Raw genomic sequence first — 19,640 nt, forward strand, 5'->3', positions numbered from 1 at the left:
CTCCCCCTCAGCTTATGGGGGATCCTATGGGGTGTATATTATGGATGCTGATGAGATAATTGAACTTGAAAAAAAGTATATCATGCAAACTTATTCTCGCCAACCCATAGTCATTTCACATGGTAAAGGAGTTCGCGTCTGGGACATAGATGGTAACGAGTACGTTGACTGTTTTGCAGGTGTTGCAGTGAACAATATAGGGCATGCACATCCAAGGGTTGCAGTTGCCATCTGTCACCAAGCACAGAAACTTATACACTGTTCCAACATATACTATAACAAAGAGCAAGTTGAATTAGCTAAGCTACTCACCTCAATTTCACCCCATGACAAGGTATTCTTTGCAAATAGTGGAGCTGAAGCCAACGAGGGCGCTATAAAACTCGCAAGGAAATATACAGGCAAAGGTGAGATAATAGCTGCTGAGAATTCATTCCATGGAAGGACACTTGCAACTGTAACAGCAACTGGACAGGACAAGTACAAGGAACCATTTAAACCATTACCCCCAGGTTTTAAGCATGTGCCCTATGGTGACATCCAAGCCATGGCGGAAGCCATAACAGATGATACAGCAGCCATAATCCTAGAAGCCATACAAGGCGAAGGAGGAGTTGTGGTCCCACCAGAAGGTTACCTAGAAGATGTTCAAGCACTTGCAAGAGAAAACGATATCCTGTTCATACTTGATGAGGTTCAAACAGGCTTTGGCAGGACAGGGGCAATGTTCGCCTCAGAACTTTTTGGCATACAACCTGATATAACAACAGTAGCCAAGGCCATGGGGGGAGGCTATCCTATAGGTGCCATATTAGCGAATGGTGAGGTGGCATCAGCATTCGAGCCAGGAGATCATGGATCAACATTTGGAGGTAATCCATTGGGCTGTGCGGCTGCCATAGCGGCCATAGAGGTTATAGTCGGTGAGAATTTACCAGAAAATGCCAGGAGATTGGGCGGATACTTTAAGGGGCGCCTAGAGGATCTAATGGATGAACATGATATCATACAGGATGTGAGAGGGTATGGTTTAATGTTAGGTGTTGAACTCACAATAAAATGCGATAAAATAGTGGATGAGGCCAGAAAGATGGGAGTGCTTATAAATTGCACGGCCGACAAGGTTATAAGACTCGTACCACCGCTCATAATAAAAAAAGATGAAATAGATAAGGTCGTCGAAGTCCTAGATAATGTTTTCACTTCAATCCATAAAACTTCTTAAACTCTGCAAGCCATGGAGAAACCTTGAGATTGTTGATTTCATCCACCCATTTATATGCCTCATGTTCATCACTTAACCTTAAAACGCCACCTCTAACTCTAACCTGGAAGATAATATTCACAGAAACCTTAAATGGGAATTCCTGTTGAAAAGCGCCAAGAACCCTTATAGGACATACTTTAAGGCCAGTTTCCTCATAAATTTCCCTCTCCAATGTCCTATCAAGTGTTTCCCCATCTAACATTTTACCCCCGGGGAGCTCCCATAATCCTGGATTCGTCCTAGAATTCGCTGATCTTTTAAGTAATAATATCCTATTATCTTCTAGTATAAGCCCCCTAACAACTACTATATATGGTTTCATCTTCCCAAAACTCCAAAAAATATCTTAGGGAGGTTCATCATGTTAAATGTTAAGGTTAATGATAAAGGTCACTTGTCAATTGGTGGAGCAGATGCGGTAGAACTTGCAAGAAACTATGACACACCACTTTATGTCATAGATGAAATGCGCATAAGAGAAAACTACCAAAGACTCCATAGGGCCTTCACACGATATTATCCCAATTTCCAGATATTATATGCGTGCAAGGCGAACACTAACCTCACAATTTTAAAAATACTTGAAGATGAGGGCAGTGGAATCGATGCCGTTTCCCCAGGTGAAATATACATGGCCCTACTCGCAGGTTTCGAACCAGAAAAGATCCTATACACTGGTAATAATCTTAGAGACGATGAAATACTCTTCGCAGTCGAATCAGAGGTTATGATAAATATTGATTCAAAATCGCAGCTTCTAAGACTCTCAAAGATAACAGATCCAGAGAATATTAGAATATCATTTAGGATAAATCCTAGGGTAGGCGCGGGACACCACGAACATTGCATAACCGGGGGAGAACTTAGTAAATTTGGGATAATGGAAGAAGAGGCTGCTGAACTTTACAGTTTGGCCCAAGAACTTGGTTTCCAACCGATAGGAATCCATGCACATATAGGCTCGGGGATACTCGACCCGGAACCCTTCATGTTGGCCGTTGAGAGACTCATGGACATAGCAGGCAAAGTATCAAAGGCCACGGGGATAGAATTCGAATTCATAGATTTTGGAGGTGGCCTTGGCATACCTTATCATCCAAATGAAGAACCATTAGATATCAAAAGATTTGCTGAGAAGATAACAGGCCTCTTCATGGAAAAATTAGAAGAACATTCCCTTGGAGAACCCGCCATGTACCTTGAACCTGGAAGATATATAGTGGGGGATGCTGCCTATCTACTAACAAGGGTTAACACCATAAAAGAAAGTTACAGAAAATTTGCTGGTGTTGATGCAGGTTTTAACACCCTGGTAAGGCCTGTGATGTATGGTTCATACCATCATATAATCGTGGCAAATAAAGCAAATGAAAAACCAGCAGAGGAGATTGATATAGCAGGCAATTTATGTGAATCAGGCGACCTTTTTGCAAGGGACAGAAAACTTCCAAAACTTGAAGAAGGGGACCTATTAGCAATATTGGATGCTGGTGCATATGCATTTTCCATGGCATCACAATATAATTCAAGGCCTAGACCAGCGGAGATTCTTGTGAAAGATGGTAAAGCTGAGATCATAAGGGAAAGAGAAGACTTTTCGGATCTTATAAACAAGCAGGTGGTGCCCCCAAGATTCCTAAAATAGAATAACAGGTGGAGAGAATGCCAAGGATGATACTATTTTCTAAAATGCATGCCCTAGGTAACGACTATATAATTGTGGATGAGAGTAGAGCAGAGTGTATAGGCGAGAATGAGAAACCAGATTTTGTATCAGAAGTTTGTCGGCGAAGATTCTCCATCGGAGCCGATGGCGTCATATTCATAGAACCCGCAACAGGAGAGGGTGATATAAGGTTCAGAGTATTCAATGCTGATGGAAGCGAGGCAGAAATGTGCGGTAATGGTATAAGATGCTTTGCCAAGTTCGTATATGATAATGCCATCATAAGAAAAAAGAAACTCAAAATAGAAACCCTAGCAGGCCTTAAAGTCGTGGATTTGAACATTGATAAGGGGGTGGTGGTCTCTGCACGTGTAGACATGGGACTCGCAACCTTTAAAACAGCTGAGATACCGATGAAATCAGTTAAGGATGAGTTTATAGAAGAGTATCTCGAGGTTGATGGCCAAGAAATAAAACTTACAGCAGTTAATGTGGGTAATCCGCATGCAATCATATTCGTGGATGATTTAGAATCTGTGGACTTGGAAGGACTCGGACCCCTCATAGAAAATCATCCCGTTTTCCCAGAGAGGATCAATGTACATTTCGTTGAAGTATTAAGCCCATCAGAGATTGATATGGTTACATGGGAGCGTGGTGTTGGACCTACATTAGCTTGTGGGACCGGGGCCACGGCGACGGTTATTGCAGGTAAAAGGATTGGAAAATTGGATGATAAGGTCCTTGTTCATCTTCCTGGTGGTGAACTTAAAATCCAAACTTATAAAATGGGCAATAAGATAGGCGCTTATATGGAGGGTGATGCCATCCTAGTATTTGATGGTATACTATCATGGTAATTCTGCGGTTATAACCACTATGTCCTCATAGAAGAATCTCTCGGAGGCTGTGATCCCTACATGGAATCCCATATCCTTTAATTTTTGCATTGTTTTTTCTATGTTTGAAAGTGATGACTGCACCAGCTGGACTTTACCACCATCTCTTAGGTGAGTTTTAACTTCCTTGATAAACCGGTCTATTATGATTCTCCCATCTTCTCCCCCGTCCCAGGCCTTGTCTATGATTGCACCTGTCAAATCTTCATCTGAACTTGGAAGATACGGTGCATTAAATAATATAACATCAAATTTTTCGCCTTTAACAGGTTCGAAAAGATCTCCCTGTAATATTCTTATTTTTGCATTGTTGATTTTGGCGTTTTTCCCTGTACATTCAATGGCATGGGGGTTTATATCGGTGGCTGTTACATTAGCCTTTTCAGCGGCGACTATGGCTACTAGGCCAGTTCCCGTCCCAATTTCGAGAACATCATCACCCTCCTTTACTTTAAGGTTATCTGCGAGTAAGAACGTGTCTTCCGCTGGAGTGTAAACATTTTCACATACTTGAATTTTAAAGTTTTTGTATGTTATCATGGCAAGGTATCCTCCTTGAAAATGGGGAAGAGCCTCTTGTTGTCTGATATATTCTACTGGTAGTTATTCTTGTGTGGCTCAAAGATTCCTAGGATACTTATATTTTCCTAGTAGGATTCTTTTTGGTATGGGGGGTTAATTTTTATTCTAAAGCCAATTCAAGTCTTGCAAAGTTTTAAAATTTATTGGGGGGCGTCTAGGCGATTATTTTCTTGAATTCATTTGAAATTTCAAGTATTTCTTCGGGGGTTAAAGTGAAAACCCTTTTTTCTAATAATTTAGGATTTATAAGATCCACTATTTCCCTCGGATCTGCATTGGAACTTATTTCATGGAATGATTCAATAAGGGCTTTCCGGGCCTTTTTCCTTTTATGTTGGAAGAGGGCTCTGCAGGTTCTTTCAAATGTTCCATTAATCTTTCCTTTAGGGGTTAATTTCACAATGGCGGAATCAACCTTTGGTGGGGGTAAAAAAGCACTCCTTGGAATATAATCTAGGATCTCGATATTGGCCATGAAATATAAGGTTACTGAAAGGCGTGAATAATCTTTGGTGCCTGGTTTGGCTATCATTCTTTCTGCAAACTCTCGCTGGTACATTAAAATGCCAAAATCAAAATCATATTCGAGTAATTTGAAGGTTATGGGCGATGATATCTTGTAGGGTAAGTTGGACACTATCTTGTTAAAGTATGGGAACTCTATCTTCAAAGCGTCTCCTATGATTAATTCAACATTCTTATAATCTTTTAACCTGTCTTTTAATATGGTGGCGATTTTTTTATCCTTTTCAATGGCTATAACTTTATTGGCTTGTGAAGCTAGTGGGATTGTAAGGGTTCCGATGCCGGGGCCGATCTCCAGGATAATATCATCATCCTTTAAATCGGCATAGGATAATATTTTTTGCCTTTTGGTGTCGCTGATAAGGTAATGTTGACCTAACCTTTTATTTAAACGGATATCATATTCTTTTAGGATCTTTTTAGTTTCAATTGCTAGCTTGTTCATTATTTCCTTGTCTCCGCCCTTTTTCTGGGCGGTCTTGTGAAAAGTACGTATTTTCTTTTACCCCTTTTCGCCTTATCAACATCTAATTCCATGAGAACCCTTTTAACTAGTAATTTAACTGGGTCTGCTAACATGGGGACCCTCTTTTTAATATCCTCAAAGCTTTCAAATGGTTTTTCTTTGCGGGCTTTGAGTATGTCCCACATGTGCTTTTTACCAATCCCTGGTAATAGTTCTAGTTGGTGGAGTCTCGTGCTTATGGGGCCGGCCTCGTTGAAGAATTTGATGAACTTTTTCTCGTTTGATCTTATGATTTCTTCGATGACATAGGGTAGTTCAACCCTTGCCGTGGCTGTTAATTCGTTGTGGCGGAGTCGCCTGTTTATCCTAGCTATCTTATCCCTTTTACCCTTCCCTATATAGACTTCTTCATGAATTTCAAGGTCCACACCGGGTTTTGGTGTTAATTCTAGTAGCGTGAACTCGTCTTTACCTATGGCCTGGGCTACTGGTTTTCTTTTAAAGCCGCCTAGGCCTTCTTCCACATACCCTAATGGGAGATAGTCTAGGATGATGGCATATTCTTCCATGAGACCCAACTCAAAAAATATTATCTGTACTTTTCTATTATTTTCAGGATATTCTCAAAATCCTCATTTTTTATAGGTATTCTTTCTTTGGCGAATATTAGACGTACATCTGCAAGATCTTCGGGCATGAGGTCTGTAAGCAGCACTGCATGTTTTTTCTTTATATTGGGCAGTTCCATGAGTTCTTCTGTTAATTTCTGCGCTTTTTCATAGTCTATCTTGGAGAATTTACTGACATGTTCAAGGGCGAGGTTCTGTTCATATGTGAGCTCATGTTTTTCTGCAAATTTTTCTAGGATCACTTTAACTTCTGCCATGGGCACTGGTTCTGTTTTAATGATTTTTTTACCTATCATCAAGGATCACTCTTGTAATTGGAGATGTTCTGGTCTTATGATGAGCTTTTTATCCTTTTTACCATCTTTTATAGTTACAACGTAGGATTTTCCCATTTTATCAATTATTCTCCCTGTTTTGCCATGGAATCGTGGATGTGGCTGTCCCCTGTGTATGCTAGGGTCTATTATTATATGTACAAGGTCATCTATTTGAAAGGTTTGTATTTTTCTTGTTATGGGATTTGTCCGGCCTCTTTTTGGCTTTTGTAGCTTGTATCTTGTTTTGCTTCTGAAACCTTTTGATCTTCTCATATTAATAAACCTCCATGATCCTGAAAAATTAGGATGATCATATAACCTGATTTTATTTATTTTCTCACCTAAATATTTTCCCCTTATCTTGTGGTGAATGTCAGGTTAAGGAACTAGGTTATCCAAGGCTCATATGATCCTCTCTCAAGGATCATATATGTGTAGTGATTTAAAATTTCCCTTTGAAAGACTAGATCTTCTCCGAATCTGCTAATAAATTTTTAACTTTATACTATAAGGTATTGGTTTTGTTTATTGTCAAATTGGGGGGCTCTCCACATCGATTATACAATTTTCGCCTTTAGAGGATATTCCAAGGTGAAAATTGTTTTCTGGGAGGTTATCAGGCTCATAAACTGCATCCTTGATAGAAAAATGGAATTTGGAAAAGTTTCAATTGTTATCACAAAATATATAAGATACGATTATTATACTATAACAAGGTGAATGGATGTGCCGATAATCATAGAACCCATGCTTACTATCAATTTGATATTTTGTATAATAATCCTAGTAATGGGCTATCGGGGGTTCAGGAAATTTAAAAATCCCTTACTGTTTTATATTGGATTGGCATTCGGATTTTTTGGAGTGTCCCATCTGGCCCAGTTGATGGGATACCCTAGCAATTTGCTGGCTCTTATAATAATCAGGACTATAGCTTACTTGCTGGTCATCTTTGCACTTTTCCAGGCCATAAAAAGTGATTGATTGACCTTATGCTGTGGCTTTACAATATATCATGATTAGACATTTTATCATCTAAGCTTTTTGTGGGGGGGTTTAATGTGGGTTATCCAACTTCTAGGACGTCAAGTTCTATACACTCTGCGGGGGTGTTGAGTATTTCACTTATACTTGGTTTTGTTCTTCCATCGTCACCTGAGATAAGCTCTTTTATATAAAGCCCCCCTTCGGTTTTTAATATAAGTTCAAGAGTTTTGGAATCGATTATATTCCATTTAATATCTATTACTTTTCTTTTCCTTATCTTGTCTGCTCTTCTGTGAGAAACCCTCTTTGGGGTTCTCTGTTTAATTAAATTTAGGGATTTCAGTTTTTCAAGGGCTGATGGTTCAATTTCATCCTTTAATTTAACCTTGGCCCTGTAGATTTTATATGGGGACGAAGTTTTGATTTCTACTTTACGATTGCGTGTGGAGAATTTCAAGTTTAGAACTTCGATTTTGCCCTTGGCAAATTTGTTGATCTCATCAGCAATTTCTTTTAGGTTTATTTTTCTTTTCTTTGGTTCTTTGATTTCGAGTACGAAGGGTCTTCCTTTTCCAAGCATCCTCACATCAATATCTTCCCTTCCTGCTCCGTGGAATTTCGACCCTGAACCTTGAGTTGCCTTGAGCACGGGTTCTGCGACCAGTTCCTCGACTGAAGTGGGGTACATTTTACCTGTGAAATTGCACCTTGGACATCCTTGGCCTTTACATTTTCTGCAGGGCCATTTAGTCTGGGGTATGCCTCTTATGAGTTTCTTGTATCGGCCTTCTATAAATAATGGGTTTATCTGTACCCATACTTGTGGTTCTAATGTTCTGAAGTCGACTTTAACGATAATATCGGGGTTTTTGAAGTCTACTTTACAATTAAATCTTTCTTTCAGGATTTTTCCGAGTTCTCTGTTAATTTCTTTTTTTATGCTTTCAACTTCAATGTTTAAATGATTGTTTATATTCTCATCAGTGCTTAAGAGCTCCTCGGGTAGTCTGCTTCCTACTAGTAGGGTTGAAAATTCAAGGTTTAATTTTTTTATTTTCTCTTCAACATAGTCTGCTGTTTTTTCAAGATCTTCTAGTATCCCTTTACAGATTTTGCACTTGTTGGACGATTTTTTTAATTTAAAGGTTTTAATTAATGTTTCAGCTCTCTTACGGTTACCTGGTCCTGGTATGATATCTGAGAATTTACGTCCAAGGCAATTTAGACATATGCTCTCCCCCGTGATATCTAATAGTTTTTCTAGTCTTTTTTCCGTTTTCATGTCTATCATTAGCGTAGGAATTGTTTCATTAATTGTCCTATTGGGCCTCCCCTGTTCCGTCTTCCAAGGCCTTTCATGGCCTTCTTTGTAACCTTGTAATATTTTAGGAGTTCTTTCACATCCTCGTTCCTTGTGCCTGAACCCCTTGCGATCCTTTTTATCCTTGAATGTTTAATCGCCTCTGGATGGTCTAGTTCATATTCTGTCATTGAATCCATTATGGTAATGTACTTCTCGATTTTTTCTTCTGTTGCATCAGGGGCGTTCTTCGGCAGTTTATCAAGGCCAGGGATCATGTTTATGACTTGTTGTAATGGGCCCATTTTCCCCATCATCTCGAATTGCGATTTCATCTCCCTCAGGGCGAATCTGCCTGTGAGGATGGCGTCTACTGTCTCCTCACTCACTTCTTGTTCTTCTGCAATTTCCTCTGCCTTTTCTAACAAGCTTCTGATGTCCCCCATTCCTAGGAGTCTGGAGATGAACCTTTCTGGGTCGAATACTTCGAAATCTTCTAGTTTTTCACCGGTGCCTATGAATTTTATTGGGGCTCCTATCTCTGCAACTGCTGAGAGTGCACCCCCACCCTTAGCTGATCCATCAAGTTTTGTCACTATTATTGATCCAACGGGGGTGCTATTGGAGAATGCTCTTGCTTGTTCTCTTGCTTGCTGTCCTATTGTACCGTCGATTACGAGTATTGTCTCATCTGGTCTGATTACAGTTGATAGTTGCTCCATTTCCTTGAGTAGGTGTTTTTCTTCTTTGTGACGTCCTGCTGTGTCAAAGATTATAACATCATAATCTTTAAATTTTTCAAGTCCATTAACCGCGATTTTTAACGGGTCTTGGTTCTCTGGTTCCCCATAGACTGGTATTTTAATTTCTTGTGTGAGTTGTTTTAACTGGTCAAATGCGGCTGGCCTCCATGTGTCTGTACATACTATGGCGGCGTTCAGTCCTTTCTTTTGGAGGTGGCGGCTTAGTTTCCCTATGGTGGTTGTTTTACCACTCCCTTGCAATCCTACAAAGAGTATCTTATAGGGTTTTTTGTCTATTTTGAGGGGTTTTGCGGTTTCCCCAACGAGTTTCACCATTTCCTCGTATACTATCCTTATAATATGTTCCTTTGGGGTTACGCCCTTTGGGGGTTCTTCATTAAGGGCTCTTTCCTCTATTGACTTGGATAATTTGAATACGAGTTTTATATTAACATCTGCTTGGATTAGTGCACGTTGTATGTCCTTTATAACCTCTTTCACCACTTCTTCATCTACTATGGTCATCCCTGCCAATTTTTTCATAGTCTTTGCGAGACTCTTACCTAGCTTGCCTAACATGATAATCACTTTGAGAAAATTAGATTAATAACTATAGAATATATTAAAGATATTTCAGATTTATATTTATCGAATGGAAATTCTGTGATGGAAATGCTAAAAAAGTTAGAGAAAACACTAAAAAGGGCGCCCATCATAAAAAAAGGAGAGTATAATTATTTTGTGCACCCGATAACCGATGGAATACCACTCACAACCCCTGATATATTGGAAGAGGTGGTTGATGAGATAACAAAACGTTATACTCTGGATGTTGATAAAATAGTGTGTATCGAGGCCATGGGCATACACCTTGCCACGGCATTGTCACTTAAAACGAGAATACCATTCGTAGTTGTGAGAAAACGCGAATACGGCCTCCCAGGTGAAGTTGCAGTCCATCAAACCACGGGATATAGTGAGGGGGAATTATACATCAATGGCATCGAAGAGGGTGACAGACTACTTGTCATAGACGACGTTGTAAGTACTGGGGGAACACTATTAGCAGTCCTAGAAGCCCTCAAAAAGATGAACGTAGAAGTAGCTAAAGTCATAGTTATAATAGAAAAAGGCGAAGGTAGAAAAGTCGTGGAAGAAAAAACAGGCTACAAAATAGACACATTAATAAGAGTGGATATCATTGATGATAAAATAATAACAAGCCCCCCAGAGGAGGCCTAAATTGGCAGATTACCAATTTGAAACCTCCAAGGTCATAGAAAAAGCTAAAAAGTATAATCCTAGGATAATAGGATTACAGTTCCCAGATGGTCTTAAGATCCACGCATTAAAATTGGCCCGGAAACTTGAAAAAGAACTAGGGGTTACCGTCCTGATATCGGCAGATCCGTGCTATGGTGCGTGTGACGTTGCAGACACCAAACTAGAGGGCATAGTTGATCTTCTAATCCATTATGGTCACAGTCCCCTACCACTGGATTATAATATTCCAGTCATTTTTATAGAAGCATATGCCAAAGTTGATATAATACCTGCTCTCAGATCATCCCTCAAACTATTATCTGGATATGATAAGGTAGGAGTGGCTACCACAACCCAACACTTACACTTACTCGATGAAGCCATAAAATTCCTAGAAGATCATGGTAAGAAGGTTTTATCAGCCAAGGGGGTGGGTACTAGGCGGGGGCAGGTTCTAGGTTGCAATTTTTCATCAGTTAAAGAATTAGACGTAGATGTTTACTTATTTATTGGTAGTGGAGATTTCCACCCCCTTGGCATAAGATTATTCACAGGGAAACCGGTTATTGCAGCGGATCCATACACTGGACAGGTCAATAATATTGAAGATTTTGCTGATAGAATTTTAAGGATAAGATTCGCAGCTATTACAAGAGCTAGAGAAGCCAAGAAATGGGGGGTTATAATGTCATCTAAAAAGGGCCAAAAGAGGTTGTCCTTGGCTTTAAACTTGAAGAAGCTCCTTGAAGATTCTGGTAGAGAAGCATTTATAATAATATTGGATGATGTTTCCCCCGAGTTACTCGTCCCGTTCAGGGATTTAAATGCCTTTGTAGTTTCTGCTTGTCCAAGAATGCCCGTAGACGATTATCACTTGTATGATAAGCCCATTTTAACCCCCATAGAATTAGAGATAGTCCTTGGTAAAAGGGGATGGGAAGATTATACCCTGGATGAGATCCTGTTCTAAGTATAAGTATATATATGAGAAGATAAAAAAGATAGATTTAAAAGGGACTTATACTATTTTTTCCGTATTAAAATCCTATTGAGGTGAATTGATGAAGGCAAAATCTGGGGATTTTGTTTTTCCTGGAGACTCATTGGCTGTCATAGAAGAATTCGTACCAGCCGAGGGAACATACGAAGAAAAGGGTAAAATAAAATCGCTCTTTGTAGGAGAAGTTGCAAGGGATGAAAAAAATAAACGCATAAAAGTCATATCAAAGACAGAAACACCCCCGATATTAAAAGAGGGTGCAATAGTCATCGGAGAAGTTATTGAAGTGAAGAGTCAAAGGGCCCTAGTGAGAATTCACCATGTTAAAGGTAGTTCAAGAGCCCCTGTAACATCGTTCATGGGTGCGGTCCACATTTCACAGGCGACAAATGGTTACCTATCAAAGTTAACAGAAGCCTTTAGGATAGGGGACATAATCGAGGCTCGTGTAAGCAGACTGGTAGGATTAACTGGTATAGACCTACAAACCGCACAGAAGAGCCTTGGAGTTATAAAAGCTATGTGCACCCGTTGCAGACACTTCATGAAAAAAGCGGGAAATAACGAGGTTATATGTCCAAATTGTGGAAACAGAGAGAAAAGGAAACTCTCCACAGATTATAGGCTCAGATAGTATTGGAGGAGAAAAAAGTGAAGATTATCCGCGACGAGAAATATGAACTAGAGATAATATTTGAAGGAGAAACTCATACACTCTGTAATGCCTTGCGCAAAATCCTCCTCGAAGACGAAACCGTGAAAGCTGTAGCATATTCCATAGACCATCCCATAATAGGGAAACCCCACATGTACATAAGAGGAGATAATCCACGAAAATCCCTTAAAAAGGCGGCAAAAACCCTTAAAGAAAAATCCAAAGAATTCAAGGACCTCCTAAAAGCGGTCTAGTCCATGAAAGAGAAAAAATTCAGGAAGATAAAATCTGAGATAAGAATCTTAGGGGTCGATGATGCCCCATTCACACCCCATAGTAAAGATGATGTGCTAGTTGTTGGCACCGTCTTTAGGGGCGGATCATGGTTGGATGGCGTCTTAACAACTCACATAAAAGTTGATGGAACTGATTCTACATCTAAAATAATTGAAATGGTTAAAAATTCAAGACACCTCGACCAATTAGGTGTTATAATGTTAGATGGGGTAACGTTAGGCGGATTCAATGTCGTTGACGTGGAAAAAGTATTCAAAGAAACGGGTTTACCAGTTATAGTTGTTATAAGGAAAATACCCGACTTTAAAAGGATAAAAAGGGCCCTCCAGGGAAAATTTGTGGATTGGGAGCGGCGATGGGATGCTATAAAAAGGGCTGGTAAAATATACTCAGTGAAGGTTAAGGACACTATCTACATACAAGTGAAGGGTATAAAATTGAAAGATGCCACAGAGATAGTTAAAATTTCAACAACAAGAAGCGCGATCCCAGAGCCTATAAGAGCAGCCCATCTTATCGCAGCAGGAGTTGAAAAGGGCGAATCAAAGGGTAACGCCTAAGCCAGAAGGTGATCAAAATATACAAGAATCCACTCCTAGCAGTTGATATCGTTATCATCTACCCCGATGATAGTGTCATACTCATCAAAAGGAAAAAGAACCCATATAAAGGGTTCTGGGCACTCCCCGGCGGCTTCGTAGAATATGGGGAAAGAGTTGAAGAGGCGGCCCTAAGAGAAGCACGGGAAGAAACAGGCTTAAAGGTGGAGTTGGATCATCTGTTAGGTGTTTATTCAGACCCAGATCGCGACCCCCGCGGACACGTTATAAGCATATGTTTCATAGCCCATAGGATCGGTGGAAAGTTAAAAGCAGATACTGATGCCAGTGAAGTTTCCAAGTTCAAATGGGAAGAACTAGAGAAGATAAAATTAGCATTTGACCATGCCACCATCCTAGAAGATGCATACAAGTTTCGGAAAAATTATAAAAAGGAAAAATGTATAGAATAGGGGTCACTGGTAAAATATCAAAGAATAGTTTCTCTAGGACTTTGGGAGGAAGAAGATGGAATTTTGTCCAAGATGTGGAGCTATAATGTTCCCAGACAAAAAAAAGTTTAAATGTAAATGTGGATATGAAAAGAAGATAACAAAGGAATTATCAGATAAGTACAGTGTGGCAGAGAAGATCAAAAGCAAGGAAAGCGTCATATTCACTGGAGAAGATGTTAAAACCCTCCCCACAACCAAGGTTGAATGTCCAAAATGTGGGAACAAAGAAGCTTTCTGGTGGATGCAACAGACGAGAAGGGCTGATGAATCCGAAACCCGCTTTTTAAGATGCACTAAATGTAAATATACATGGAGGGAATACGATTAAAGACCAATTCAATAAAATCTTCAAGGATTTGAAAAAAAACATCCCCGGGATAGAATTCAAAAAAACTAGGAGAATCCTAGATGATAAAAAAAATGACATAATGTTATATGGTGGCGTTTTCATAGGCATATTACTTCTCATATCAGGCATCTTACATTTGAACGCCCCTGTTAAAAAAGTAGCAGATAATGTCATATTCGGTGAACAAGCCATTATGGCAACTTTCCTCATGATACTAGGGATCCTAGTTATAGTAGCTGCGCTGAAAGAGAAAATCATTTCAAAAACACCACTAGCTAATATCTATACCGAAATAAAGGCTGTTGAAAATGAAAAAGATAAAAAAGATAAAAAGAATAAACATTGAATAATCCCTTTTCATGGGAAGAGCACACCCCACTCTATAAGAAAAGGTGAGGAGGACTATGAATGTTTAAGGCAGAGTTGAATGATCCTAACATCCTAAGGACAAGTTTTGATGCTATTTCATCAATTGTGGATGAAGTCCAAATACAGATAGATAGTGAAGGCATGCGCTTAGATGCCCTTGATAGGAGCCATATAACCTTCGTACACCTCGAACTTAAAAGGGAAATATTTGATGAATATGAATGTGACGAACCAGAGAAGATTAATGTAGATACAGAAGAGCTCATGAAAGTCCTCAGACGTGCCCGGGCAGGGGACCGTCTAATAATCACAAGCGATGACGCCAACCTCATATTAACATTTGAAGGGGAAGCCACACGCCAATTCAAGATAAGACTAATAGATATTGAATACGAAACTCCCCAACCCCCAGAGATACGATATGAAAATGAATTCGAGGTTCCATTTTCGCTCTTAAAAGATGCTATAGCAGATATCGACATATTCTCTGATAAGATCACATTCCAGGTCGATGAAGAGAAATTCATAATATCTTCCAAGGGAGAATTTGGCGATGCCATGATTGAATATTATCATGGCGAAAAGATAAAAGAACCTGCGAGGAGCGTATATTCACTCGACAAGATAAGGGAGATGCTAAAAGCCGATCGATTCAGCGAAACAGCTACGATAAACCTTGGGAATGACATGCCCCTAAAGTTAACATTAAAAATGCCAGAGGATGAAGGCGAATTAAGCTTCCTCTTGGCACCGCGTCTAGAAGCCGAAGAATAAAAAAGTTGGGGATGAATGGGCTTGGATGATTTCTTCAGGGAACTTAGGAGGATACAAAAAAAAGAAAGAGACGAACGCGGACTTGCAAGAGTAGGTGATGATTTCTACAAGAAAACATATGATTACATGAAAAAACTAATGGGCACCTTAAGCAAGGATCCATTAAATAGTAGAAGACACCATCTTCTAAGGGACGTTCAAAGGATAACCATGGAAATATGTGAACGTAGAGAACATAAAATAACTGACATTGCGGTCATGAATGTCCAAAGATCATATAATCTTTTTAATAAAAACCCCAAATTAGACTTGGAGGATAAAAGTCCAGTTAATCTAACCCCTGAGGAGAAGAAATTATATTCATCTATTACAAGTCTTTTAATTGAACACCGCTCCAGATTATTCCCAATCCTAGAAGACAAACCAGTAAACACAAAAGATTCCAATAAAAAAGAGGAGAGAAAAACCGCCGAAACCGAGATCAAAACAATCATAGTATATGATGAGGTGCCATCAGCAATTGTTGGAGTCGATGAAAAGGTATATGGGCCATTCAAACCCCAAGATATTGTCAGATTACCATCTATCACCGCAAGAATATTTGTAGATTCTGGCAAAGGACGGCTTATTAAACATTGAATAATCCGACCACCAAAGTTATAAATAGACAATCATTGATATAATTTACCATGAAGATTATTTTTTCATTCTAATGATATTCCGAGGTGATTGCAAAATGAAGATTCCTAAGGAAAGGAGAACTTACTGTCCACATTGCAGGAAACACACCATCCATGAGGTATTAGAGTCAAAAAGGCGTAAAGCAAGCGAATTAAAATGGGGTCAGAGGCAATTCAGGAGGGTTACCGCAGGTTACAGGGGGTATCCAAGACCATTACCTTCAGGTAATAAACCCGTGAAAAAGTTAGACTTACGCTTAAAATGTAAAGAATGTGGAAAATCTCACACTAAAAGAAGAACATTCAGAGCTGGGAGAGTCGAATTTACCACATAATCTGGGGGTGTGGCCATGTTCTATGAAAGTAGGAGCAATTTTCTACGCGTTAAATGCCTAGATTGTGGGAACCAACAAATAGTATTTGACAGGGCCGCATCCTATGTACAATGCATAATATGTGGCAAGACATTGGTTGAACCAACTGGTGGCAAGGCAAAGATCAAGGCACAGATCCTAGAGGTCCTAGACTGAGGTGTTTTCATGGTTAGAAGGAGAAAAGAGTGGCCTGAAGAAGGTGAATTAGTAGTTGCAACTGTACACAAGGTTCTAGGTTATGGGGCGTTCGCAAAACTTGAAGAATATCCTGGTAAAGAGGCTTTCATACATATTTCAGAGGTTTCATCTGGTTGGGTTAAGAATATAAGAGATTTTGTAAGGGAGAATCAGAAGATCGTGGCTAGAGTGTTACGGGTCAACCCTGAGAAGGGGCATGTTGACGCGTCCATGAAACGTATAAGGGATGATCAGAGACGGAAGAAGATACAAGCTTGGAAGATTGAGCAAAAAGCCGAAAAATTTTTAGAACTAGCAGCTAAGAGTCTAGGTAAAAACCTTGACGAGGCCTATGAGGAAATAGGTTATGATTTGATGGATATATTCGGCGATCTTTATGGTGCATTTGAAACAGCGGCAGATGAGGGTGAAAAAGCATTAATAGAGGAGGGCGTCCCAGAAGATTGGGCCAAGGCGATTACCAAAATCGCTAAAAAGAACATAACACCCCCAGAGGTTCGGGTAACAGGTTATGTTGATATTAGATCCTATGCACCCGATGGTATAGAAATAATTAAAAAGGCCCTCAAGGCCGCCCAGAAGGTAGGGGCGATAGTACAGGCTGTTGGAGCACCCCGCTACCGTTTAATAGTTAAATCAACAAATTATCCAACAGCCGAAAAGAAACTTAAAAAGGCCGCTCAAAAGTGTATAGACATCATAATGAAAGAAGGGGGGAAAGGAGAATTCCATCGTGAATTAACATGAAAATGCGAAAATGTTCTTCTTGTGGAGAATACACATTAAAAGAGAAATGCCCATATTGTGGGATGAAAACAGGAAATGTAGCCCCGCCAAGATATTCTCCAGAGGATAAATATGGGAAATATAGGCGTATTTTAAAAAAACAAATGCTCTCTAAAAATAGGGGGTAAAAATGAAAGAAACAATAATAAATGTTTTAGAAGAAGTTGAATTAGACCAGCCAATATTCATAGAAGCTCTACCAGGTATAGGACACGTGGGAAAATTAGCCGCTGATCACATCATCGACGAACTAAATGCCACAAAATTCGCAGAACTTTATTCACCGTCATTTCCTCCACAAGTTCTAGTGGATGACAACGGCATTATAGAACCTATGAAAAACGAATTTTATTATCTGAAATCAGTCGGCAAAGAAAAAAGAGATTATATAATACTAATTGGTAATACGCAAGGACTTTCACCAGAGGGACAATATGAGATCTGTGGCATGATACTAGACTTTGTGGAAAAACATGGAGCAAAGGAGATATACACCCTTGGAGGGTTAGCCACGGGCCAACCAGTTGAAGTTTCAAAGGTTTACGGCGCCGCCACTAACATCGAGCTGGCCAAGAAACTGGAAGAACATGGGGTCATTTTAAGATCAGCTGATGGTGGTATAATCGGCGCCTCAGGTCTACTACTAGGAATGGGAAGTCTTAGGGGGATGGAGGGCGTCTGTCTCATGGGCGAAACACCAGGATATTATATAGATGCCGAGGCCGCGAGAGCACTGCTCAATGTCCTCATGAAACTCCTAAAACTTGAAATAGACACGGAGAAACTCGAAGAACGGGCTAAGGAAACTCGTAAGATGATATCAAAGGCTCAGCGGATGGAACAAGAAATGATAGAAAGGATGACGCTTAAACCAGGCGAAGAAGACCTCAGATACATAGGCTGATCCCAGATGATAATAAACGCGGATCTTCACATACACAGTTGTTTTTCCCAGGCAACATCCCAAAAAATGACCATAGATAACATAGCTCCACAAGCAAAGCTTAAAGGCCTAGACCTTGTAGGTACTGGTGATGGATTCCACCCCAAATGGCTTAGAATGATCATAGAAAGCACAGAGGAAACGGAAGATGGCATTTATTCCCATGCCGATTGCGATTTTATAATAACAAGTGAAGTTGAAGACTTGAGACGAGTCCATCACCTCCTAATTTTACCCTCCATAAAAACAGCCATAGAATTAAAGGAAAACCTACCATCATCCAATATTAACAAGGAGGGCAGACCCAAGGTTAGAATGCGAGGATCAGAGATAATGGACCTTGTACATGAATACGATGGACTCATTGGCCCATCCCATGCATTCACCCCCTGGACTAGCCTATACAAATCCTATGACAGTTACAAGGACTGTTATGGTAAAGCGCCCGATTTCCTGGAATTGGGTTTATCAGCCGATACGAACATGGCTGACAGGATAAAAGAACTCCAAGACATCCCATTTTTAACGAATTCTGACGCACATTCTCCTTGGCCGCACCGTCTCGGCAGAGAATTCAACCAACTCAAGGTAGATGAAATTTCCTTTTCCGCTATTAAAAAGTCTATAAAGAGGAAGAACATACGTGCAAATTATGGTTTCGATCCAAGACTTGGTAAATATCATCTCACAGCATGCACGCGCTGTTACAAAATCTACAAACCAGAGGAGGCTATAAAAGTTGGTATGAAGTGTTCATGTGGGGGGACCATCAAGAAGGGTGTGGATTATCGAATCCATGAAATAGCCACATGGAAAAAGCCACATCATCCAAGTCATCGCCCACCTTATATTCATATCATGCCACTTGCCGAGATAATCAGCATGAAACACGGTAAGGGTGTTACAACACGTTATGTTCAGAGGATTTGGGGAAAACTTGTAGAAGAGTTCGGTAACGAAATAAAAGCGCTCCTTGACGCTCCCCTAGATAAGATAAGGGAAGTGGATGCAGAAACTGCACTTGCAATAAGGGCGTTTAGGAATGGTTCCTTGGTCATAGTGCCTGGTGGTGGGGGCAGATACGGTGAAATACGATTCCCAGAAAATACATTGGACGCCTATTTTCGATAGGATATTAATTCATCGTCCATAGATCTTAAATCATCTTTTTTTGGAAGCAAGCACCTCATAATCCAGAGAATTTAAGGTAAATAATCACCCGCTCTTTATGTTCATGGACAATTTTTCTGAATAGTGAACGGACCCGCCGGGATTTGAACCCGGGACCTTCGGATTAGGAGTCCGATGCCCTATCCAGGCTAGGCTACGGGCCCCATACACGTGCTTGGTGAGGATTTTTTTGTAGCGGACCCGCCGGGATTTGAACCCGGGACCTTCGGATTAGAAGTCCGACGCCCTATCCAAGCTAGGCTACGGGCCCTTCTACTAAATATTATATTGGATAAAAAAATTGTAAATTTTTGGTATATAAATTATTTGCCTTGGTAGCGTTCTTG

General features: G+C 40.1%; 28 protein-coding genes and 2 tRNA genes. 20 read left to right on the plus strand and 10 right to left on the minus strand.

The genetic code is table 11. The features are described from left to right. Positions 1-40: 40 nt before the first annotated feature. Entirely contained in the window at positions 41-1,225 is a 1,185-nt protein-coding gene (locus ACZ5XX_RS02820; RefSeq protein ID WP_464585419.1) for an acetylornithine transaminase, read from the plus strand. Here the strand turns inward: ACZ5XX_RS02820 and ACZ5XX_RS02825 are convergent. Then, positions 1,200-1,589, minus strand: coding sequence for an NUDIX domain-containing protein (locus tag ACZ5XX_RS02825; RefSeq protein ID WP_464585422.1), 390 nt, complete (start codon positions 1,587-1,589; stop codon positions 1,200-1,202). The two genes, ACZ5XX_RS02820 and ACZ5XX_RS02825, sit on opposite strands and share 26 nt — an antisense overlap. Before the next feature lie 36 nt (positions 1,590-1,625). On the opposite strand from ACZ5XX_RS02825, the gene lysA reads away from it, so the two are divergent. Together lysA and dapF are read left to right on the plus strand one after the other, a co-directional pair. Continuing rightward, a complete protein-coding gene (gene lysA, locus ACZ5XX_RS02830) occupies positions 1,626-2,912 on the plus strand; it encodes a diaminopimelate decarboxylase (RefSeq protein WP_464586167.1) in 1,287 nt (428 codons plus the stop codon). Positions 2,913-2,929: 17 nt separating this feature from the next. After that, positions 2,930-3,793 carry a diaminopimelate epimerase gene (dapF, locus tag ACZ5XX_RS02835; RefSeq protein WP_464585425.1) on the plus strand — a complete coding sequence of 288 codons (864 nt, stop codon included), beginning with the start codon at positions 2,930-2,932 and terminating at the stop codon, positions 3,791-3,793. Here dapF and ACZ5XX_RS02840 read toward each other — a convergent pair. The 5 genes from ACZ5XX_RS02840 to ACZ5XX_RS02860 all read right to left on the minus strand — a co-directional run bounded on the left by ACZ5XX_RS02840 (position 3,785) and on the right by ACZ5XX_RS02860 (position 6,624). Continuing rightward, on the minus strand, positions 3,785-4,372 hold the full coding sequence (locus ACZ5XX_RS02840) for a HemK2/MTQ2 family protein methyltransferase (RefSeq protein ID WP_464585428.1): 588 nt from the start codon (positions 4,370-4,372) through the stop codon (positions 3,785-3,787). The two genes, dapF and ACZ5XX_RS02840, sit on opposite strands and share 9 nt — an antisense overlap. Before the next feature lie 196 nt (positions 4,373-4,568). Further along, complete coding sequence (gene rsmA / locus ACZ5XX_RS02845) at positions 4,569-5,384, minus strand: 16S rRNA (adenine(1518)-N(6)/adenine(1519)-N(6))-dimethyltransferase RsmA (protein WP_464585430.1); 816 nt, start codon at positions 5,382-5,384, stop codon at positions 4,569-4,571. After that, positions 5,384-5,974, minus strand: a complete 591-nt coding sequence (locus ACZ5XX_RS02850) for a DUF655 domain-containing protein (protein ID WP_464586170.1) — start codon at positions 5,972-5,974, stop codon at positions 5,384-5,386. Before ACZ5XX_RS02850 ends, rsmA begins: the two co-directional genes overlap by 1 nt. 20 nt (positions 5,975-5,994) lie before the next feature. Next, on the minus strand, positions 5,995-6,330 hold the full coding sequence (locus tag ACZ5XX_RS02855) for an RNA polymerase Rpb4 family protein (RefSeq protein ID WP_464585432.1): 336 nt from the start codon (positions 6,328-6,330) through the stop codon (positions 5,995-5,997). Between the two features lie 6 nt (positions 6,331-6,336). Beyond that, a complete protein-coding gene (locus tag ACZ5XX_RS02860) occupies positions 6,337-6,624 on the minus strand; it encodes a 50S ribosomal protein L21e (RefSeq protein WP_464585434.1) in 288 nt (95 codons plus the stop codon). A gap of 318 nt (positions 6,625-6,942) precedes the next feature. Here ACZ5XX_RS02860 and ACZ5XX_RS02865 point away from each other — a divergent pair, with 318 nt between their 5' ends. Then, complete coding sequence (locus ACZ5XX_RS02865) at positions 6,943-7,071, plus strand: hypothetical protein (RefSeq protein WP_464585436.1); 129 nt, start codon at positions 6,943-6,945, stop codon at positions 7,069-7,071. Positions 7,072-7,417: 346 nt separating this feature from the next. Here ACZ5XX_RS02865 and ACZ5XX_RS02870 read toward each other — a convergent pair whose 3' ends face one another. Together ACZ5XX_RS02870 and ACZ5XX_RS02875 are read right to left on the minus strand one after the other, a co-directional pair. Next, complete coding sequence (locus ACZ5XX_RS02870) at positions 7,418-8,620, minus strand: tRNA pseudouridine(54/55) synthase Pus10 (protein WP_464585439.1); 1,203 nt, start codon at positions 8,618-8,620, stop codon at positions 7,418-7,420. An 8-nt stretch (positions 8,621-8,628) separates the two neighbouring features. Next, positions 8,629-9,960 carry a signal recognition particle protein Srp54 gene (locus tag ACZ5XX_RS02875; RefSeq protein ID WP_464585442.1) on the minus strand — a complete coding sequence of 444 codons (1,332 nt, stop codon included), beginning with the start codon at positions 9,958-9,960 and terminating at the stop codon, positions 8,629-8,631. Positions 9,961-10,053: 93 nt separating this feature from the next. Here ACZ5XX_RS02875 and hpt point away from each other — a divergent pair, with 93 nt between their 5' ends. The 16 genes from hpt to ACZ5XX_RS02955 all read left to right on the plus strand — a co-directional run bounded on the left by hpt (position 10,054) and on the right by ACZ5XX_RS02955 (position 19,254). Beyond that, a complete protein-coding gene (gene hpt, locus ACZ5XX_RS02880; protein ID WP_464586172.1) occupies positions 10,054-10,623 on the plus strand; it encodes a hypoxanthine/guanine phosphoribosyltransferase in 570 nt (189 codons plus the stop codon). A gap of 1 nt (position 10,624) precedes the next feature. Next, on the plus strand, positions 10,625-11,614 hold the full coding sequence (gene dph2 / locus ACZ5XX_RS02885; RefSeq protein ID WP_464585444.1) for a diphthamide biosynthesis enzyme Dph2: 990 nt from the start codon (positions 10,625-10,627) through the stop codon (positions 11,612-11,614). A gap of 91 nt (positions 11,615-11,705) precedes the next feature. After that, positions 11,706-12,278 (plus strand): exosome complex RNA-binding protein Csl4, encoded by a 573-nt coding sequence (locus ACZ5XX_RS02890; RefSeq protein ID WP_464585448.1) that lies wholly within the window; start codon positions 11,706-11,708, stop codon positions 12,276-12,278. A 17-nt stretch (positions 12,279-12,295) separates the two neighbouring features. Beyond that, a complete protein-coding gene (locus ACZ5XX_RS02895; RefSeq protein ID WP_464585450.1) occupies positions 12,296-12,553 on the plus strand; it encodes a DNA-directed RNA polymerase subunit L in 258 nt (85 codons plus the stop codon). 3 nt (positions 12,554-12,556) lie between these two features. Beyond that, positions 12,557-13,156, plus strand: a complete 600-nt coding sequence (locus tag ACZ5XX_RS02900; RefSeq protein WP_464585452.1) for an endonuclease dU — start codon at positions 12,557-12,559, stop codon at positions 13,154-13,156. A gap of 8 nt (positions 13,157-13,164) precedes the next feature. Next, positions 13,165-13,608: an NUDIX domain-containing protein gene (locus tag ACZ5XX_RS02905; RefSeq protein ID WP_464585454.1), complete on the plus strand. Its 444-nt coding sequence runs from the start codon at positions 13,165-13,167 to the stop codon at positions 13,606-13,608. A 55-nt stretch (positions 13,609-13,663) separates the two neighbouring features. Continuing rightward, the gene (locus ACZ5XX_RS02910) at positions 13,664-13,978 is read left to right on the plus strand and encodes a transcription factor S (RefSeq protein ID WP_464585457.1); all 315 of its coding nucleotides are present in this window, start codon (positions 13,664-13,666) and stop codon (positions 13,976-13,978) included. Between the two features lie 28 nt (positions 13,979-14,006). After that, on the plus strand, positions 14,007-14,345 hold the full coding sequence (locus ACZ5XX_RS02915; protein ID WP_464585459.1) for a hypothetical protein: 339 nt from the start codon (positions 14,007-14,009) through the stop codon (positions 14,343-14,345). A gap of 62 nt (positions 14,346-14,407) precedes the next feature. Then, positions 14,408-15,142, plus strand: a complete 735-nt coding sequence (gene pcn, locus ACZ5XX_RS02920; protein WP_464585461.1) for a proliferating cell nuclear antigen (pcna) — start codon at positions 14,408-14,410, stop codon at positions 15,140-15,142. Positions 15,143-15,157: 15 nt separating this feature from the next. Continuing rightward, the gene (locus ACZ5XX_RS02925; RefSeq protein WP_464585463.1) at positions 15,158-15,781 is read left to right on the plus strand and encodes a DNA replication complex subunit Gins51; all 624 of its coding nucleotides are present in this window, start codon (positions 15,158-15,160) and stop codon (positions 15,779-15,781) included. A gap of 97 nt (positions 15,782-15,878) precedes the next feature. Next, positions 15,879-16,157 carry a 50S ribosomal protein L44e gene (locus tag ACZ5XX_RS02930; protein WP_464585465.1) on the plus strand — a complete coding sequence of 93 codons (279 nt, stop codon included), beginning with the start codon at positions 15,879-15,881 and terminating at the stop codon, positions 16,155-16,157. Between the two features lie 15 nt (positions 16,158-16,172). Then, positions 16,173-16,352, plus strand: coding sequence for a 30S ribosomal protein S27e (locus ACZ5XX_RS02935; protein WP_464585468.1), 180 nt, complete (start codon positions 16,173-16,175; stop codon positions 16,350-16,352). A 9-nt stretch (positions 16,353-16,361) separates the two neighbouring features. Next, a complete protein-coding gene (locus ACZ5XX_RS02940) occupies positions 16,362-17,141 on the plus strand; it encodes a translation initiation factor IF-2 subunit alpha (protein ID WP_464585470.1) in 780 nt (259 codons plus the stop codon). Further along, a complete protein-coding gene (locus tag ACZ5XX_RS02945; protein WP_464586174.1) occupies positions 17,132-17,308 on the plus strand; it encodes an RNA-protein complex protein Nop10 in 177 nt (58 codons plus the stop codon). The genes ACZ5XX_RS02940 and ACZ5XX_RS02945 overlap by 10 nt, the downstream gene beginning before the upstream one ends. Positions 17,309-17,310: 2 nt before the next feature. Then, the gene (locus ACZ5XX_RS02950; RefSeq protein WP_464585472.1) at positions 17,311-18,084 is read left to right on the plus strand and encodes a proteasome assembly chaperone family protein; all 774 of its coding nucleotides are present in this window, start codon (positions 17,311-17,313) and stop codon (positions 18,082-18,084) included. Positions 18,085-18,090: 6 nt separating this feature from the next. Then, positions 18,091-19,254, plus strand: coding sequence for a TIGR00375 family protein (locus ACZ5XX_RS02955; protein WP_464585474.1), 1,164 nt, complete (start codon positions 18,091-18,093; stop codon positions 19,252-19,254). 128 nt (positions 19,255-19,382) lie between these two features. Here ACZ5XX_RS02955 and ACZ5XX_RS02960 read toward each other — a convergent pair. Both ACZ5XX_RS02960 and ACZ5XX_RS02965 read right to left on the minus strand, forming a co-directional pair. Continuing rightward, positions 19,383-19,457, minus strand: a tRNA-Arg gene (locus ACZ5XX_RS02960). 32 nt (positions 19,458-19,489) lie between these two features. After that, positions 19,490-19,564, minus strand: a tRNA-Arg gene (locus ACZ5XX_RS02965). Positions 19,565-19,640 lie beyond the last annotated feature (76 nt).

Source organism: Methanothermobacter crinale, from assembly GCF_055397825.1.

What these genes read in the sequence shown, in the direction of transcription:
- ACZ5XX_RS02900 (WP_464585452.1), top strand. Translation starts at nt 12,557, where the DNA reads ATGAAAGAGAAAAAATTCAGGAAGATAAAATCTGAGATAAGAATCTTA.
- ACZ5XX_RS02950 (WP_464585472.1), top strand. Translation starts at nt 17,311, where the DNA reads ATGAAAGAAACAATAATAAATGTTTTAGAAGAAGTTGAATTAGACCAG.
- ACZ5XX_RS02860 (WP_464585434.1), bottom strand. Translation starts at nt 6,624, where the DNA reads ATGAGAAGATCAAAAGGTTTCAGAAGCAAAACAAGATACAAGCTACAA.
- ACZ5XX_RS02820 (WP_464585419.1), top strand. Translation starts at nt 41, where the DNA reads ATGGATGCTGATGAGATAATTGAACTTGAAAAAAAGTATATCATGCAA.
- rsmA (WP_464585430.1), bottom strand. Translation starts at nt 5,384, where the DNA reads ATGAACAAGCTAGCAATTGAAACTAAAAAGATCCTAAAAGAATATGAT.
- ACZ5XX_RS02910 (WP_464585457.1), top strand. Translation starts at nt 13,664, where the DNA reads ATGGAATTTTGTCCAAGATGTGGAGCTATAATGTTCCCAGACAAAAAA.
- ACZ5XX_RS02875 (WP_464585442.1), bottom strand. Translation starts at nt 9,960, where the DNA reads ATGTTAGGCAAGCTAGGTAAGAGTCTCGCAAAGACTATGAAAAAATTG.
- ACZ5XX_RS02955 (WP_464585474.1), top strand. Translation starts at nt 18,091, where the DNA reads ATGATAATAAACGCGGATCTTCACATACACAGTTGTTTTTCCCAGGCA.
- ACZ5XX_RS02930 (WP_464585465.1), top strand. Translation starts at nt 15,879, where the DNA reads ATGAAGATTCCTAAGGAAAGGAGAACTTACTGTCCACATTGCAGGAAA.
- ACZ5XX_RS02890 (WP_464585448.1), top strand. Translation starts at nt 11,706, where the DNA reads ATGAAGGCAAAATCTGGGGATTTTGTTTTTCCTGGAGACTCATTGGCT.
- ACZ5XX_RS02935 (WP_464585468.1), top strand. Translation starts at nt 16,173, where the DNA reads ATGTTCTATGAAAGTAGGAGCAATTTTCTACGCGTTAAATGCCTAGAT.
- ACZ5XX_RS02825 (WP_464585422.1), bottom strand. Translation starts at nt 1,589, where the DNA reads ATGAAACCATATATAGTAGTTGTTAGGGGGCTTATACTAGAAGATAAT.
- ACZ5XX_RS02850 (WP_464586170.1), bottom strand. Translation starts at nt 5,974, where the DNA reads ATGGAAGAATATGCCATCATCCTAGACTATCTCCCATTAGGGTATGTG.
- pcn (WP_464585461.1), top strand. Translation starts at nt 14,408, where the DNA reads ATGTTTAAGGCAGAGTTGAATGATCCTAACATCCTAAGGACAAGTTTT.
- dapF (WP_464585425.1), top strand. Translation starts at nt 2,930, where the DNA reads ATGCCAAGGATGATACTATTTTCTAAAATGCATGCCCTAGGTAACGAC.
- ACZ5XX_RS02840 (WP_464585428.1), bottom strand. Translation starts at nt 4,372, where the DNA reads ATGATAACATACAAAAACTTTAAAATTCAAGTATGTGAAAATGTTTAC.
- ACZ5XX_RS02855 (WP_464585432.1), bottom strand. Translation starts at nt 6,330, where the DNA reads ATGATAGGTAAAAAAATCATTAAAACAGAACCAGTGCCCATGGCAGAA.
- hpt (WP_464586172.1), top strand. Translation starts at nt 10,054, where the DNA reads ATGCTAAAAAAGTTAGAGAAAACACTAAAAAGGGCGCCCATCATAAAA.
- ACZ5XX_RS02940 (WP_464585470.1), top strand. Translation starts at nt 16,362, where the DNA reads ATGGTTAGAAGGAGAAAAGAGTGGCCTGAAGAAGGTGAATTAGTAGTT.
- ACZ5XX_RS02925 (WP_464585463.1), top strand. Translation starts at nt 15,158, where the DNA reads ATGGGCTTGGATGATTTCTTCAGGGAACTTAGGAGGATACAAAAAAAA.
- ACZ5XX_RS02870 (WP_464585439.1), bottom strand. Translation starts at nt 8,620, where the DNA reads ATGAAAACGGAAAAAAGACTAGAAAAACTATTAGATATCACGGGGGAG.